At 40.7% G+C, this 15,015-nt stretch carries 16 protein-coding genes; 1 reads left to right on the top strand and 15 read right to left on the bottom strand.

The window, feature by feature from the left end; all coding sequences use genetic code 11:
* Nucleotides 1-110: 110 nt before the first annotated feature.
* Genes accA through PT287_RS05045 form a run of 12 tightly spaced genes read right to left on the bottom strand, consistent with a single transcriptional unit; the run spans nt 111 to nt 9,546 of the window.
* On the bottom strand, nt 111-881 hold the full coding sequence (accA, locus tag PT287_RS05100; RefSeq protein ID WP_277133161.1) for a carboxyltransferase subunit alpha: 771 nt from the start codon (nt 879-881) through the stop codon (nt 111-113).
* Nucleotides 881-1,720 (bottom strand): acetyl-CoA carboxylase carboxyltransferase subunit beta, encoded by an 840-nt coding sequence (locus PT287_RS05095; protein ID WP_277133160.1) that lies wholly within the window; start codon nt 1,718-1,720, stop codon nt 881-883. Before PT287_RS05095 ends, accA begins: the two co-directional genes overlap by 1 nt.
* On the bottom strand, nt 1,720-3,096 hold the full coding sequence (locus tag PT287_RS05090; RefSeq protein WP_277133158.1) for an acetyl-CoA carboxylase biotin carboxylase subunit: 1,377 nt from the start codon (nt 3,094-3,096) through the stop codon (nt 1,720-1,722). The genes PT287_RS05095 and PT287_RS05090 overlap by 1 nt, the downstream gene beginning before the upstream one ends.
* Before the next feature lie 10 nt (nt 3,097-3,106).
* Nucleotides 3,107-3,553, bottom strand: coding sequence for a 3-hydroxyacyl-ACP dehydratase FabZ (gene fabZ / locus PT287_RS05085; protein ID WP_277133156.1), 447 nt, complete (start codon nt 3,551-3,553; stop codon nt 3,107-3,109).
* Between the two features lie 12 nt (nt 3,554-3,565).
* Nucleotides 3,566-3,985 (bottom strand): biotin/lipoyl-containing protein, encoded by a 420-nt coding sequence (locus PT287_RS05080; protein WP_277133154.1) that lies wholly within the window; start codon nt 3,983-3,985, stop codon nt 3,566-3,568.
* A complete protein-coding gene (gene fabF / locus PT287_RS05075) occupies nt 3,986-5,218 on the bottom strand; it encodes a beta-ketoacyl-ACP synthase II (RefSeq protein WP_277133152.1) in 1,233 nt (410 codons plus the stop codon). It lies immediately after the preceding gene.
* Nucleotides 5,219-5,229: 11 nt separating this feature from the next.
* Nucleotides 5,230-5,955 carry a 3-oxoacyl-[acyl-carrier-protein] reductase gene (gene fabG / locus PT287_RS05070; protein WP_277133149.1) on the bottom strand — a complete coding sequence of 242 codons (726 nt, stop codon included), beginning with the start codon at nt 5,953-5,955 and terminating at the stop codon, nt 5,230-5,232.
* Nucleotides 5,955-6,881, bottom strand: coding sequence for an ACP S-malonyltransferase (locus tag PT287_RS05065; protein ID WP_277133148.1), 927 nt, complete (start codon nt 6,879-6,881; stop codon nt 5,955-5,957). Before PT287_RS05065 ends, fabG begins: the two co-directional genes overlap by 1 nt.
* A 2-nt stretch (nt 6,882-6,883) precedes the next feature.
* Entirely contained in the window at nt 6,884-7,837 is a 954-nt protein-coding gene (gene fabK / locus PT287_RS05060) for an enoyl-[acyl-carrier-protein] reductase FabK (protein WP_277133146.1), read from the bottom strand.
* A gap of 3 nt (nt 7,838-7,840) precedes the next feature.
* Nucleotides 7,841-8,089, bottom strand: coding sequence for an acyl carrier protein (locus tag PT287_RS05055; RefSeq protein ID WP_277133144.1), 249 nt, complete (start codon nt 8,087-8,089; stop codon nt 7,841-7,843).
* Between the two features lie 23 nt (nt 8,090-8,112).
* A complete protein-coding gene (locus PT287_RS05050; protein WP_277133142.1) occupies nt 8,113-9,078 on the bottom strand; it encodes a beta-ketoacyl-ACP synthase III in 966 nt (321 codons plus the stop codon).
* Complete coding sequence (locus tag PT287_RS05045) at nt 9,079-9,546, bottom strand: MarR family transcriptional regulator (RefSeq protein ID WP_277133140.1); 468 nt, start codon at nt 9,544-9,546, stop codon at nt 9,079-9,081. It lies immediately after the preceding gene.
* A 243-nt stretch (nt 9,547-9,789) separates the two neighbouring features.
* Here PT287_RS05045 and PT287_RS05040 point away from each other — a divergent pair, with 243 nt between their 5' ends.
* Nucleotides 9,790-10,578 (top strand): biotin--[acetyl-CoA-carboxylase] ligase, encoded by a 789-nt coding sequence (locus PT287_RS05040; protein ID WP_277133138.1) that lies wholly within the window; start codon nt 9,790-9,792, stop codon nt 10,576-10,578.
* A 29-nt stretch (nt 10,579-10,607) separates the two neighbouring features.
* Here the strand turns inward: PT287_RS05040 and PT287_RS05035 are convergent, their stop codons facing one another.
* From PT287_RS05035 to PT287_RS05025, 3 genes are read right to left on the bottom strand one after another with little or no spacing between them, the layout of a single operon-like run.
* Nucleotides 10,608-12,416, bottom strand: coding sequence for an ABC transporter permease (locus tag PT287_RS05035; RefSeq protein ID WP_277133136.1), 1,809 nt, complete (start codon nt 12,414-12,416; stop codon nt 10,608-10,610).
* Between the two features lie 18 nt (nt 12,417-12,434).
* The gene (locus PT287_RS05030; RefSeq protein WP_277133133.1) at nt 12,435-14,243 is read right to left on the bottom strand and encodes an FtsX-like permease family protein; all 1,809 of its coding nucleotides are present in this window, start codon (nt 14,241-14,243) and stop codon (nt 12,435-12,437) included.
* 10 nt (nt 14,244-14,253) lie between these two features.
* Nucleotides 14,254-15,003, bottom strand: coding sequence for an ABC transporter ATP-binding protein (locus tag PT287_RS05025; protein WP_277133131.1), 750 nt, complete (start codon nt 15,001-15,003; stop codon nt 14,254-14,256).
* Nucleotides 15,004-15,015 lie beyond the last annotated feature (12 nt).

Genomic DNA, 15,015 nt, shown 5'->3' with positions numbered 1-15,015 from the left:
CTTTGTTATTTATCTTACCATACTTATTAGATCGAATGTTAATCTGCCATCAATCTAATAAGAAAATTAAAAAACGAGCTTCATTAATGAATAAAGTTCGTTCTATTCTTTTAAAATTTACGAAAACGTGCATGACGCTGAGTCAATAATTGCGATAATTTAATTTGATCAAAATCAAGCAATTGTTCAACAATTAATTGTTTTAGTGCAGCAGCATGATCAGCTAATACTTTTTCTGGTAAAACACGTTCAACGATGCCTTTTTCCTTAAGCCACTCAGGTTCAATATGCATTAACTGAGCCGCGTCTTGTGCTCGTTGACCGTCTTTCCACATAATCGAGGCAAAACCTTCTGGTGAAACCACGGTGTACATACTATGTTCAAGCATCCACACTTGATCGCTGCAGGCTAGTGCCAAAGCACCACCTGATCCAGCCTCACCAATAATAATTGCTAATAACGGTACTTGCAGCTGCAACATTTCACTAATGTTGTTTGCTAAAATTTGTCCTTGACCACTGGCTTCCGCATCTGCTCCAGGATAAGCTCCCGGCGTATTAATCAGCGTAATAATCGGGCAATGCAGACTTTCAGCGGTCTTCATAATTCGCAAAGCTTTGCGGTAACCTTGTGGTGTCGGACTACCAAAGTTAGTTGCTAATCGCTCAGTCATGTCTTTACCCTTATTAGTAGCAATCACACAGACGCTGCGGTGATCAAGACTCGCAAAACCGCCGACAATTGCGGCATCGTCACTCGCCGCACGATCTCCATGTAGTTCAAAAAAGTCAGGAAATAACTGCTTAATTAACACTCGCATATCAGTCTTGCTATCCTGACGTGCACCAGACATAATTGCCGCTATCTTTTCACTTGCCATTAAGCTTCATCCCACTTTCGTCCAGCAAAAATCGTCAATAATTGGTCTAGTTTTTCAACCTGTTGCTCACGTGGCACAATGGCATCAATAAAGCCATTACGATAAGCATTTTCAGCGCTCTGAAAACCCTGCGGCAATTTCTTATGAATAGTTTGTTCAATGACGCGTCGCCCAGCAAAAGCTAACATTGCCTTGGGTTCTGCCAAAATAATATCCGCCTGTGAAGCAAAACTTGCTGTTACGCCGCCAGTTGTTGGGTCCATAACAACAACAATATAAAGCAAACCCGCTGCCCGATGATCATTAACTGCCTGTGAAATCTTCGCCATCTGCATCAGTGACTGAATGCCCTCTTGCATTCGAGCACCACCTGAAGCCGTAAACATAATTACGGGCAAACTTAATTCCGTTGCTTTTTCAAATAACCGTGTTATTCGCTCACCATTGGCTGTCCCAAGACTACCCATGATAAAGGCAGGGTCCATAATCCCTAAGGCAACTGAATGTCCTTTAATTTCTGCTTGCCCCGTCAAGACAGCATCCTGCAACGTGGTCTGCTCACGTGCCTTAGTCAATTTTTCTTGATAACCAGGAAATGCCAGCGGATCAGTAGTAGTTAGGTCGGCATCCCATTCTGTAAATTGTTTAGTCAGCATCTTTAACCGCTGACGTGCCGTTACTCGAAAGCCATAGCCACAATTAGGACAAACGCGATACTTACCGGCACGAGCAAAATAAAACTTCGCTCCGCAATTTTTACAATAACGAAAAATACCTTTTGGTATCTTTTCTTCATAATCTTTCAGCGCTTCTTTAGGATGGCGTACAAACTTAACCATTATTTGTCCTCCTTACGCGCTTCTTTAATATATTGTGGCAAAAACGTCTGATCTAAATAAGTAATCAAATAATTGCCATCATTAAAAACGGGGTCTTCTAATAATTTAACCAAAAATGACCGATTAGTAGTTAAACCCGTAACCTGAAATTCATTTAAAGCATCAATTAACCGCCGAATTGCTAATGACCGCGTTTCGGCGTGAGCAATAATTTTAATAATCATCGAATCATAAAATGGCGAAACTGTGTCGCCACTATTAACGCCGCTTTCAATCCGAATACCTAGTCCACCTGGTAAAGCCATCTGCTTAATTGTTCCGGCTTGCGGACGAAAATTCGTCACCGGGTCTTCGGCATTAATGCGAGCTTCAATTGCCGCACCATGAACCTTAATTTGCTCTTGCTTAATCTGCAAGTCCTGCCCTGCTGCAATTTTAATCTGTGCTTTTACCAAGTCAATGTGTGCTACTTCTTCAGTAATCGAATGCTCTACCTGAATCCGCGTATTCATTTCCATAAAATAAAAATGATGGTCAGGATCCATTAAAAACTCAATCGTACCCACATTTTCATACTTAATTGCTTCAACAGCTTTAAGTGCAATTTGTTGTAAATAACGACGCTCAGTAGCAGTAATTTGTGCGCACGGCGTTTCTTCAATTACCTTTTGGTGATTACGCTGCATTGAGCAATCACGTTCTGGCAAAGCAACTGCATTGCCATCCTTGTCACCGATAATTTGCACTTCAATATGCTTAGCAGGTGAAATAATTTTCTCCACATACATCCGACCATCGCCAAAGGATAATCGTGCCTCTTCTTGAGCTTCAGCGAAAGCATTAGGCAAATCTGCTGGTTTGACCACTTGCCTAATTCCCTTGCCGCCACCGCCAGCAACTGCCTTGAGCATTACAGGAAAGCCAACCGAGCGTGCTACTTCCAAGGCCGCCTTACTATCCTTAACAAAGCCTTGACTACCAGGAATTACCGGCACATTATTTTGCCGCATAGCTTCACGAGCATTCGCCTTATTGCCCATTAATGCAATTGTCTCCGACCTTGGACCAATAAAGGTTAAATGACACTTTTCACATAATTGTGCAAATTCTGGACTTTCCGATAAAAAACCATATCCCGGATGAATTGCCGTTGCTCCAGTTAAAATTGCAGCACTAACAATATTTTCCATCTTTAAATATGAATCTGCTGGTTGTGGGCCACCAATACACACCGCTTCATCGGCTTCCTTAACATGTTGGGCATTTTTATCAGCTGTTGAATAAACCGCAACTGACTTAATTCCCATTTCTCGCAAAGCACGAATAACACGAATAGCGATTTCACCACGGTTAGCAATCAATACCTTTTTAAACATTCTTCACACCTTATTGAATTGCAAACGTTAATTCACACGTACAGGCAACTTCACCATCAACTAGCGCCTTTGCCTTACCAATACCGGCCCTGCCGCGCAACTTGTCCAGCTCTACTTCTAGCCTCAGACTATCACCGGGAGTAACCATCTTGCGAAAACGCACTTTCTTAATCCCACCAAAATAGGCCGTCTTACCCTTAAATTCCGGCAGCGTTAATAACGCAATCGCCCCAGTTTGCGCCAAAGCTTCAACAATCAACACCCCAGGCATTACCGGATTACCCGGAAAATGTCCTTGGAAAAAGGGTTCATTCATTGTTAAATTTTTACGCGCAATTGCATACTTACCAGCTTGATAATCCAGCACCCGATCAACTAACAGCATCGGATAACGATGCGGAATAATCTTTTGAATTTGAGTAATATCAAGTATTTGCGGCATTTCTTGTTCTTGCATCTTTATCACGCTCTAATCTGGCTGCACCGTAAATAACGGCTGATCGTATTCAACTACTTCTTCATTAGTAACTAAAATTTCACTAATCGTGCCGCTAACATCACTTTTGACTTCTGTCATCATCTTCATCGCTTCAATTACGCAAACTACATCACCTTTGGCAACGTGATCGCCGACTTTTTTATATTGTGGCTTGTCAGGATTAGCTTGCAGATAAACAATTCCGACTAAAGGTGCCTTGATCTGGGGCAAACTTATCTTAGTAGCTGCCGGAGCTGGCACCACTGACTTAGCTACAACAACATCGTCATTAGAAGCAATTGCCTGCTTTTTATCAATATCAATATGGCCACCGTCAAAGTCTAAGTTTAATTTAGTAATATTACTCTGATTAACCTGTTTTATTAATTTTTGGATTTCTTCAAAAGTCATCTAATCAACCCACCTTTTTAGTGCTAAAACTGCATTGTGACCACCAAAGCCAAATGAATTACTGATGGCATAATCAACTTGCTGGTCGCGATTTTCGGTTGTAACCAAATGTACCGGACACTCAGGTGCCTGCTCAGTAATGCCGACATTAACCGGTAATTGGCCTGAGTTCATCGCTGCCACACTGGCAATTGCTTCAATTGCACCAGCAGCGCCTAAAAGATGCCCTGTCATACTCTTAGTACTAGAAACTAAAACTGAACTATCAGTACCAAAAACCTGATTAATTGCCTTAGATTCAGCAGAATCATTACCTTGCGTGGCTGTCCCATGTGCATTAACGTAACCAACTTGCGCTGCAGTAATTCCAGCTTCATCAATTGCAAGCTGCATTGCTCGCGCTGCCTGCGTTCCTGCTGGATCTGGCGAAGTAATATGATAAGCATCAGAAGAAGTACCATAACCTACTACTTCACCTAAAATTTGCGCGCCTCGCTTTTGCGCGTGTTCTAATGACTCAAGAACCAATGAGCCTGCACCTTCACCCATTACAAAGCCAGAACGATGGGCGTCAAATGGTAAACTAGCCTTAGTTGGATCTGCTTCCTTTGATAAAGTCGACAAAGCTGCAAAGCCACCGATCCCATCAGCATTAATCGCAGCTTCTGAACCACCAGTAATCATGACATCGCAGCGATTCTCTTTAATTTGCCGGTAAGCTTCACCAATCGCATTAGTACCCGATGCACAAGCCGTCACAATTGTGGTACTAATTGCTTGAGCCTGATAACGAATTGACAAGTTACCGGCAGCCATATTAGCAATTGACACGGGAATAAACATCGGCGACAAACGATCCACGCCCTTATCGTGCATCTTAATAGTCTGCTGCTCAATCGTGGTTAAACCACCTATCCCTGATCCCCAAATAACACCAAAGCGATTACTATCAGTGTTGGTCTCATCAATACCTGCTTGTGCCATTGCTTCTGCAGTCGCATAAACCGCATACTGCGTAAACAAATCCATTCTTTTGGTGTCTTTTTTCTTCAAATGAACTAATGGATCAAAGTCGTCCAATTGACCAGCTAAAGTAACGCCAGTTTTAGCAGCATCAAAATAAGAAATTGGCTCAAAGCCAACTTTTTGTTCATTAATACTTGCTTCAAAGCTAGCAACATCATTACCGATTGGTGTTAATGCACCCATCCCTGTAATTACTACTCTTGTCATTGCTTCTCTCCTTACTGCATTGTCAAGCCACCATCAACGGTGATGACTTGCCCAGTAATATAATCATTTTGTGCTAAAAAGACTGCCGTTTGGGCTACTTCTTCAATCTGACCAAACCGCTTTAAGGGAATTTGCTTCGCAATCTCAGCTTGCCGCTTTTCACTCAAAGCCTGCGTCATCTGCGTTGCAATCATCCCCGGCGCAATCGCATTGCAGCGCAAGTTGCGCAAGGCTGCTTCTTTAGCAACCGATTTAGTCAGACCAATCACGCCAGCTTTACTAGCTGCATAATTAGCTTGACCAATATTACCGGTTAAGCCTACAACACTCGCCATATTAATAAAACAACCTGAACGCTGTTTATACATTGGGCGCAATGCTTGCCGAATCACATTAAAAGTACCAACTAAATTAGTTTTCAAGACACGATCAAAATCAGCTTCCGACATGCGATTAAGTAAGCCATCTTTATTAATACCAGCATTATTAACCACTACATCTAACTGACCGAAGTGCGCCATAATCTGCGCAATTAGCTCTTTCACCGCAGCAGGCTCAGTAACATCGGCACTAACATCAATTACTGGTGTTTTAAATTCAGCTAAAACTGCTTGAGCAATTGGCTGACGCGCATTCAAGACGATTTTGGCACCTGCTTGCGCAAAGGCTTTTGCAATCGCTAAACCAATCCCGCGTGAACTACCAGTAACCAATACTACTTTATCTTTTAAATCCATTAAAGAACCTCCATCGCCGCAAGTGTTTTGTTTAATTCACTACTACTGTCAAGACGATAAGTCGCTAGATCTCGGTTAAGCTTGCGGGCAAACGAAATTAGTGTTCTTCCTGGACCTACTTCAATTACTGCGTCCAAATTAGCCTGATGGGCAGCCAAAGTTTTAGCAAAATAAGTAGTTGACACTAACTGCTTAGTTAGGTTGTCAGTCAAAGTATCAGGCTTAAACTCCGCTTGCGTAGTCGTACTATAAACTGGAAAAGTCCCATGCTGCCAATTAACAGTCTGCAATTTGGTATTTAATGCGCTTTGAATTGGTGCCATCACTGGCGTATGAAAAGCACCACTAACTTGTAGTGGTACAACACGTTTACCTGCAGCCTTTAAGTCGCTGACAACTTGATCAACCGCAGCACTCACTCCACCAACTACAATTTGCTGGGGCGTATTCACATTAGCCACGCCAATAGCTCCTAGTCCAGCAGCATCTTTACAAACAGCCTGAACATCAGCCAAATCTGCCTTCATGATTGCAGCCATCTTACTTGGCGTACTTTCACTAGCTGCTTGCATCAACTCACCGCGGCATTTAATTAATCGCAGTGCAGTCGCAAAATCAACACAGCCGCTAGCTGCTAAAGCACTATATTCGCCTAAGCTCAAGCCAATACCAAATTTATCTCGCGGTAATTCCGTCTTAATTAATTGGTAAAGGCCATAGCTCATTGCCAAAATTGCAGGTTGACAATACTTAGTTGACGCTAAATCTGCCTCTTTAGCCTCATCAAACAACAAACTTGGCAAATCAAACTGCAAAATAGTTGCCGCGTCGTCGATTACCTTATGATATGTAGGGATTGTTTCGTATAAATCTTGTGTAAGACCTGTTTTTTGGGCACCTTGACCACTAAATAGTAATCCAATCATGATTAATCCTTGCCGCTTAACAATTTATCAGCTCGCTGATAGACATCCTGCAAAATTTCGGCGGCTGATTGTTCCTTATGTACCATCCCGGCAATTTCACCAGCCATAAATGAACCGGTAGCTGTATCACCATCGATGACGGCACGACGTAAACTACCACTGCCTAATTCTTCTAATTCTGCAAAATTGGGTTTATCCTTTAAGGCTTCCGCTTTTTCAAGTTTGATGTACTTCTTAGCCATTTTATTCTTTAAAACACGTGATGGATGGCCAGCAAAATCGCCAGTTACCATCGTGCTAGCATCCTTAGCCTTTAAAACTGCCTTTTTATAATTAGGATGTACCTTAGATTCTGTTGCTACTAGGAAACGCGTCCCCATTTGAACGCCTTGCGCACCGAGCATAAAAGCAGCTGCCATACCGCGACCATCACCAATTCCGCCGGCGGCAATTACTGGAATATTTACGGCATCAACTACCTGTGGCACTAATGCCATCGTTGTTAGTTTACCAATATGGCCGCCAGATTCCATGCCTTCAGCAACTACCGCATCGGCACCAACGCGCTCCATCATTCGCGCTAAGGCTACCGAACCAACAACAGGTATCACCTTAATGCCAGCTGCTTTAAAGTCAGCAACATACTTACCAGGATTACCTGCACCAGTTGTAACTACGGCAATGCTATCTTGGTGAGCTAAAATCACTTTCACCACATCTTCAGCGTATGGTGACAAGAGCATCACATTGACACCAAATGGGCGATCAGTTAAGCCCTTAGCCGTTTTGATTTCCGCTTCAACCACATCGCTGGGCGCATTACCTGCACCAATAATTCCTAAGCCGCCAGCGTTAGAAACTGCCGCAGCTAACTTACCATCAGCAACCCAAGCCATCCCACCTTGAAAGATGGGATACTTCAAGCCGAGACTTTTCATAAATGGCGTTAATTTCATGAATTAGCCTTCTTTCGCAGCTAATTGCTTTTTAACAAAATCAACTAAGTCTTGAACGGTTTCAATACCCTCTTCACTCTCAATTTTAATGTCGAATTCGTCTTCTAATTCATTAATTACTTCAAAAATATCCAAACTGTCAGCGTCCAAGTCATCCTTAATGTTAGCTTGTAAAGTCACCGCTGCTTCATCTTCACCAGTTTCATCTACAATAATTTCTTTTACTTTGTTAAAAATTTCTTCATCTGTCATGTTTATAAACTCCTTTAAATTCGTTAAAAAATAATTGCCACAGTAGCAGCAGTCAAGCCACCGCCAAAGCCGCTCAAAATTAACTTTTGTCGCGATTTGATGTTCCCAGCAGTAACTGCTTCATCAAGCAGCAACGGCACACTAGCAGCTGAGGTATTACCGTATTTAGCCACATTACTCAAAAACTTTTCCTCAGCAACACCTAAGTGATGAGCAATTGAGGTTAAAATTCGACCATTAGCCTGATGTAAAATAAACCAATCAACATCGTTTAACTGCCACTTGGATTTAGTCAATGTACGTTCAATTGAAGCCGGCACCTCATGAGTCGCAAAACGATACACCGCACGGCCATCCATTTCAAAATAGTGCTTATGTACAGCCGTTTGATCCTGATTAAAAGCCGAATCAAGTGGCTGATAACCAGCAGTCAAGGTTTGTCCATCTTGCCCGTAAGCCGTTAAATCTTCGGCAATTAAGGATTGCTGCGGACTTTGTTCAACCAAAACGCCACCAGCACCATCACCAAACAAAACCGCCGTTGACCGCTCTTGCCAATCAACCAATTTTGATAACACTTCAGCACCAATTACGATGCCGCGCTGATAAGTTGTTAACAACTTATCAGCTAATGCCAACGCATAAATAAAGCCTGAACATGCGGCATTAATGTCAAATGCTAACGCATTCTTAGCACCAATCTTACCTTGAACAATTGCTGCAGTTGCCGGTGTTAAATAATCCGGTGACATTGTAGCGACAATAATAAAATCTATCTGTTCAGCTGGACAATTAGCCTTTTCAAGGAGGTGGTTTGCAACTTTTACTGCCAAGTCAGAAGTCTGTTCACCTTGAGCAAGATGTCGCTGCTTAATTCCCGTTCTTGAAGAAATCCACTCATCTGAAGTGTCCATCATGGTTGTTAAATCATCATTAGTTACCACTTTAGGAGGGACATAATGCGCGGTCTGCGTTATTTTAAGACCCATTTAATGCTTCTCCTTTTTGCTGTCTATTTGGGGTGGAAATTCAAGGAAAGCGCGCAAGTTTAGTAAAGCCCGCTCAATAATTGCAATCTGACTGTCATTAAACCCCTTAAGAAACTTTTTCACCATATAGCGATGAAACGAATCATGTGCCCGGTAAACAAGTCGTCCGCGGTGAGTTAAACCCAGCCGGACAACGCGTCGGTCATCGTTACCATGTATTCTGACAACATAACCTTTACGCACCAAGTTATTTACCATTGTCGTCACCGAACCAGCAGTAATCATTAACTCCTTTGCCAGTTGTGAACTCGTTTTATGGTCATACATCGTCATTGCATCAATTGCATGGACTTCTTTAATTGAAATATCTTTAAATTCACTCTTATGAAGTTCACGCGCCTCAACTTGCATGATGTCGGTATAAACAGTCGTCAGCAAATTATTGATTTCTTTTAAATTAGCTTCCACTTCCAACACCCCTTTTTTATTAAGACAATAAATTACGTGTTTTGTTAGCTCAAATTTACTTGTTTACACTAATTGATATCCCCTCCAAATTACTTTAAACATCAAAGTATTTTATGGCAGTATGATATTGCAAATTAACAAAATTGTCAAATTTATACCTCAAAATGTCATAGCTTTGCTAAAATTAAACTAAAATCAATAACATTTACTTTGATTATCAAACCTTTTAAGAGATAAAGCAATATGTATATCCATAAATCACAACAAAAAATTAATATTATTAAAGAACAAGAACTCAAACATTTATTAGCAGATTTACTACTAAAAATTCACTGGTACTACCAAGTTACCTCGACTAATAACCTCGCTAAACAATACAATCACCAAAAATCAATTACCCAACCTGTTTTAATTGGCAGCGATACGCAAACTGCTGGTTATGGCAAGCAGCAGCGCCATTTTATTTCTAATACTGGTGGTGTTTACCTGTCACTACTAACCCAAATACCGCAATTATCACCCCAAAACCAAGGTCTACTTACAACGGGCATTGCTTGGCAATTGCACGAAACTATCCGCCAGCAATTCGACATTAATACTGACATTAAGTGGGTTAATGATTTATTACTGCATAGCAAAAAGGTTGCCGGTATTTTGACTGAGCAGATCGCACCGCAAACCGTAGTTATCGGTATCGGCTGCAATCTTTACCAACATAACTTGGAACAAGAACTAGAGTCCAGCACGAACTTATTAACCCGTCCATTATCTACCAAACAATTTTGCATTTTTGTAGCTGAACTAATTAAAAATATCTTGTCATTTCTGCCCAATTTTACTCAAGGACAATTCTTATCTGATTATCAAAAGCATCTGCCTATGCTGGAACAAAAAGTAACCGTTAAGCTAGGAGAAAAGACAATTATGGGAACTGCTGTTAGACTTGATGAGCATGCTAATCTAATCCTTGATTGTAACAACCACTGCATGACTATCAATAGCGGCGAAGTAGTTAAAATTAGACCAAACTAAAAAGACCGCAATTACTTGCAGTCTTTTGTTTATAATTCTTTAGTCAATACAATGCGTTCATAAAGTTTAACTGTTAATTCGTAATACAAGAAGTACAAAACGATAAAAATTAAAAATGGTACCCAGATATTGGCGTATGGATTAGGTAATAATGCCTTAAATAATTTCAAACCGAATAATACATCAATCACGCCCAAAATCCCCGGTACAAGAAACAGAATCCCTATCTCGCTGCTAATTGAGCGCCGCAAGACCCGCTCACGTGCCCCGATCTTAAAGAGCATCTTGTAACGAATTTTGTCACTGGCTGCGCCACTTAACACCTTGAACATTAATGTTGAAGCTAGCATTGTCAAAAAGGCAATCCCTAAGAAAAAGCCCATGAATTCAAACCCGCTGGCCATCCCTAACATCATTTTATAAGCTGCGGCCTTGCTAATATTGTACACATCACTGAAGCTCTTATTTTCTCTAACCTGTTGTTCACCAATCTTGAGCAAAGTCAGATAATCCTTGTCAAAGTCTTTCACCCGAATAAATTGAACAAACTTTTGTTTTCCAGCTAAGGTCTGCCACTGTTTTGGTGAAACTAACTGAATAACTTTAGGTGTACCATTAGGCACCATCCCACCAAAAATCTCATTGGCATCTGTTCCCGGCTGCGACAATTTATTTGTCGGTAATTGTTGTAAACGATACGTCTGCTGGCCATTTTTATATTCAAAATGCATCGTTTTAACCGGATGATGCGTAAATTCTGCTTGGTTAAAGTATAAATACTTAGCCGTTTCCTTATAATGGTAAGTTTGCTCAGACTTCACATCTAGCTTGGCCGTTTCACGCTTAACTTGCGGTGAATTGCTAACGATTGTGCCGTCATAATACGTGCTCATTTGCACCTGATCTTTTAAAGTATTGAAGTTTAAGCCAACGGTAATTGCTCCTAAAGCTAAAGCAAACAGTAACGAAATCACTGTTAAAATCTTGGTGTAATCATGCAGGCGAAACTTCAGTTGGCCTAAAGTAAACAGCCGAATGCCGCGATATGAGAAGCTCTTTTTCTTTAATAACATGTTAATAACGCTCGTGAGCAAGGCGTTAAAGATGCAATATGACCCAGCAACAATTGTTACTAGTGCTATTGGCATTGTCATAAAAATCGCTGCCGGTGGCAAACTCAATACATAGTAGCCAGTAGCCAACAATATTAGACCTAAAACAGCTTCGATTGCATGCCAGATTGAATGATGACCCAATCTTACAGGCTCCTGCTGCTCATGCAACAGGTCAATTACCTTGCTGCGAGTAAGCTTACGAACATTGTGCAGCGCACCAATAAAGAACAATACAATGAAGAAAACTAGCGTCCATAAAATGGCATTAGGCAAAACAACCTGAAAATGCGTAATACTTAATCCTAAATTATGAATAAGCAGTTGTGAAACTAACGCCGTTAGACCAAAGCCAATCACAATTCCAACAACTGCAGCTAAAGTTCCCGTAATTAGGGTTTCACAAAAAATCAGTAGGCCTACGCGTGAGCTTCTTGCCCCAAGCATCATAAACATCCCGTAATCATGCTGGCGCATATTAAGCAAGAACGAATTAGCATACATTAAATACACTAACGTGATGATCGCTAACAGCACAATCCCCAAGCCAAAAATAAAACTCAGGTACTGGTATGGTGCATTCACATCATGAGTCATAAAAGATGGATTAATCGCAATCGTCAAGAACATGTAAAAGATCATGCTGGCAACAACTAATCCAGAAAACAAGACAAGATAGTCTTTAAACCGGCTCTTGATCCCCGTTAAAGATAATTTCCAAATCATAAAACCTTTATCCTCTCCCTAATTTTTTGCCAGTACGATTTTTTCGTAAAGGTGAACTGTCAAAACATAATAGAAGAAATACAAAACAATAAAAATAGTAAATGGCAGCCAAATTCCAGCATACGGGTGGTATAAAATTGTTCTAAATAACTGTAACCCAAACAGAACATCAATAACGCCTAGAACACCAGGTATTAAGAACAGCATGCCAATTTCTTCAGCAACCGATCGCTTTAAAATTCGCCGACGCGTTCCTATCTTAAAGAGCATCTGATAACGCAACTTGTCACTAGCGGCACTACTCAAGACCTTAAACATCAAGGTTGAAGCAAGCATCGTTAAGAACGCTAAACCTAAGAAAAAGCCCATAAATTCAAAACCACTGACTATTCCTAGTATTCCTTGATAGTAATGCGATTTACTATTATTAGAAATCATGCCGTATGCTGGTATTTCTTTCTTTTCTAGCTGCTCAATTTTAAGTAAAACTGGAAAATCTTTATCAAAGTCTTTGACCCTAATTAAAGACACAAACTTTTGTTGACCCTTAACTTTGGCTAAAGTAGCTTGCGACACCAAACGAATCTTTTTCTCAACACCATTAGGTACTAAATTACCAAATTTATTGTTGGCCTCGGTACCTGGTCGATCAAGTTGACTTGTTGGCAGTGTCTTTTCAGTCCAAGCGATATTATCGCTCTGTCCTTTAGACTCAACAGTTTTAATTGGCTTATTTTTAAACTCTGCCTGATCAAAATACAGATCATGTTTAGTTTCCGTGTAATGATAAGTTTGCTCAGACTTAATTGCTACCTTGGCTAATTCTTTCTGAACAGCAGAAGATTGGCTAACTACAGTGACATCGTAGTAAGCAATTGACTTGGCCAGTTCTTTTTCCGAGTTAAAATTCAACCCGACAGTAATTGCACCTAGGGCTAAAGCAAATAGTAACGAAATTACCGTTAGAATTTTAGTATAATCATGCAGGCGAAACTTGAGCTGTCCCAAAGTGAACATGCGTAAGCCATGATAGGAAAAACCGTGCCGCTTAATCAGTGAACTAATAATTGCTGTAAACAGGAAATTTAAAACAAAATATGATCCTGCAACAATCGTCACCAAGGCAATAGGAATTACGTTAAATGGATCTAAGCCACGTTTCTGCATAATCCAGTAGCCAATAGCTAGAAGCAGTAAGCCTAAAATCGCCTCAATTAAATGCAAAACTGGACGATGACTAAACTTTACCGGTTCTTGATCCTCATGCAGCAAATCAATTACTTTAGTATGTGTCAGTTTATATCCATTTCGTAGTGCTCCTAAAAGGAAAACGATGACAAAGAAGACTAGCGTCCAAAAAATTGCACTTGGTAAAATTATTTGAAAATGTGTAATTGCTAGGCCCATCTTGCTAATTAGTAAGTGCCCAACTATTGCAGTTAAACCAAAGCCAAGTATTATACCTAGTGCAGCTGCTAGCACCCCAGTAATAATCGTTTCACAAAAAATGAGCAGACCAATGCGGGAACTCTTAGCTCCTAAAGTCAGAAACATACCGTAATCATGCTTACGCATACTAAGCAAAAACGTGTTTGCATAAACTAGATACACAACAGTAATAATCAGCAGTAGAACAATGCCAAAGCCAAAAATATAAGTAAGTAAATTGTCTTCTAATATCCCAGCATTATTTTTTAAAAAAGCAGGATTAATTGCTAGAGTCAAGAACATGTAAAAGATCATGCTGGCAACAACTAATCCAGAAAACAAGACAAGATAGTCTTTAAACCGGCTCTTAATCCCCGTTAAAGATAATTTCCAAATCATGCTTTGCTCCCTATTCTTCGGTGCCCAAATGATCAATTAACATATGATAAAAGTCCTGCCGTGACATCTCGCCCTTCAAGATCTGCTCGCCGATTTTACCGTCTTTAATAAATAAAATCCGGTTAGCGAAACTAGCAGAAAACGGGTCGTGAGTTACCATCAACGTGGTTACACCGTCTTTTTGGTTCAAGTCGACCATCGTGTCGAGCAATTCACGCGCACTACTTGAGTCCAAGGCCCCAGTTGGTTCATCAGCTAGTAAGATTGCTGGCTCATGGACTAAGGCCCGTGCTGAAGCAACTCTCTGCTTTTGACCACCAGATAATTGCGCCGGATATTTAGCTAAAATTTCTTTAATACCCAATCTTGCAGCAATCTTATCAACTAGCGGGTCAATTTTACGTGCTGACATCCCCTGCAGCGTCAACGGTAATGCAATATTTTCGCGATTGGTCAAGTTCTCCAATAAGTTAAAATCTTGAAAAATAAAGCCAATCTGCTTACTTCTAAAGTCTGCCATCTGATTTGCATTTAAGGTGCTAATATCTTCGTGATTAATAAACACATGGCCCGTTGTTGGCTTGTCCAAAGTCGACAAAATATTAAGCAGCGTTGTCTTACCGGAACCTGACGCACCCATGATTGCAACAAATTCACCGGCATCAACGCCAAAGTTAATTCCTTTTAGTGCCTGATATTGCTTTTCACCACGTTTACCGTAGGTTTTAGTGGCTTGATCTACTCGTAAAATTTCAGTCATAATTCATCCTCT

The sequence above is a fragment of the Lactobacillus sp. ESL0679 genome (genome assembly GCF_029433515.1).
Classification (GTDB): Bacteria; Bacillota; Bacilli; order Lactobacillales; family Lactobacillaceae; genus Lactobacillus.
Note: the sequence above shows the minus strand (reverse complement) of the source record. Positions and strands in the feature narration are given on the sequence as shown.